Raw genomic sequence first — 1407 nt, forward strand, 5'->3', positions numbered from 1 at the left:
TAGAAGGTTATATCGCCGGAGAAGATGGCAAAGCCGGATTACGTGGCAGGCTGGTCAGTAAACAGGGACAGGTTATGGCCAAGGCGGCTATGGCAGGCTTTCTCAGCGGTATCAGTGAGGCCTTTGATATCAAACCCGTGCCGGTCTTGTCTGTGATCCCCAACCAGAACGGCCAGATTCAGTCTCCGTTTCAGTCCGGCTTAAAAGGCAGTGGAGCCCTGCAAAGCTCTCTGATAAAGGGCAGTAACAAAGCATTGGAAAAGCTGGCAGATTTTTACCTGCAGCTGGCTGACCAGATGGTGCCCGTCATTGAAATCAGCTCCGAACGTAAGGTGGACCTGATTCTCACCCGTGGTCTGAAAAACTAATCCTTTGGGACTTTACCTATGTGTAAAAACGATATCAGAGCATTGTTTCTGATGGTTTCGCTGGTACCTGTTATGCAGGGCTGCTCAATGTTTGGTGTTGGTGAAGCTGAGTATGCCTGCCCGGAACCCGGCAAAGGCGTGTGTAAATCAGCAAGACAGGTCTATCAGGATACCGGTTCAACGTCTGCTGAAAACCTGTTTCCTTCAACTCCCAAAAACTATTCAGAACCCGATCTTCGTTTTGTAACGCCCGAAGCGATACCCAACCGCACACCCGCTCAAATCCTGAAAATCTGGATTGCACCCTGGGTTGACAAGCAGGGCAACTGGCACAGCGGCGGAGTTGTGATGACCGATATCGCACCAAGAGACTGGCAGTCTGCCATTCCCGTCTATTCACCGTCTGATGATTAATGGAGTCACTGAATATGTATGTACTGCTTGCTGATAGACCACCACTTGTTATGAAGCTGCAGAAACTGATGGTGTCGCTGGCACCTCTGATCATTCTTTCTCTACTGCCACAGGAGCTGCAGGCAGCCAATCCTGTCAATGTGACAGGTTCCACTGACTTTGCGGAAATTTATGGCCGTTTGGTGGGTTGGATCAAGGGAGACCTGGGACGAACACTGTCTATCTCTTTTGTCCTGATCGGACTGGCCTACGGCATGGCTCGCAACTCACTGATCGGCTTTGCTACCGGAGTCGGTGCTGCTGTCGGATTGCAGGTCACTCCCACCATTATTAATTCCATTTTCGGGCTTTAACCATGTTCACCTCAAAGGCTTTAGCCATTATCAATCACTGGTTACACCCGCATCACGCTGATGAAAAAATCCCATTACCAAACAATCTTCCAGAAGCTGATCAGCCTATACAACCAGGTTCAGGTTGCGCTGGGTATCAGGTAGGCACAGGAACAATCCTGCATCAGCAACAACAGCTTGTGGAACAGGTAAACGAGCAGCTGAATTTGCCAGCAGAACTTCAGCGCTTGTTTGACCAGACACTGGATAATCTCACCCACTGGCTCCATCTC

4 protein-coding genes are annotated in these 1407 nt (G+C 49.9%); all 4 read left to right on the plus strand.

Annotated elements, in window-relative coordinates:
• On the plus strand, nt 1-368 hold a 368-nt coding region (locus KDK19_RS10100), incomplete at its 5' end, for a TraB/VirB10 family protein (RefSeq protein WP_257291859.1).
• Nucleotides 369-386: 18 nt separating this feature from the next.
• Nucleotides 387-782 carry a TraV family lipoprotein gene (locus tag KDK19_RS10105; protein WP_257291860.1) on the plus strand — a complete coding sequence of 132 codons (396 nt, stop codon included), beginning with the start codon at nt 387-389 and terminating at the stop codon, nt 780-782.
• Between the two features lie 14 nt (nt 783-796).
• Nucleotides 797-1135, plus strand: a complete 339-nt coding sequence (gene traA / locus KDK19_RS10110; protein WP_257279632.1) for a TraA family conjugative transfer protein — start codon at nt 797-799, stop codon at nt 1133-1135.
• Nucleotides 1136-1137: 2 nt separating this feature from the next.
• Nucleotides 1138-1407 (plus strand): hypothetical protein (locus KDK19_RS10115; RefSeq protein WP_257291861.1); only part of this gene is annotated, 270 nt, incomplete at its 3' end.

The sequence above is a fragment of the Endozoicomonas sp. ONNA1 genome, assembly GCF_024606325.1.
Classification (GTDB): domain Bacteria; phylum Pseudomonadota; class Gammaproteobacteria; order Pseudomonadales; family Endozoicomonadaceae; genus Endozoicomonas_A.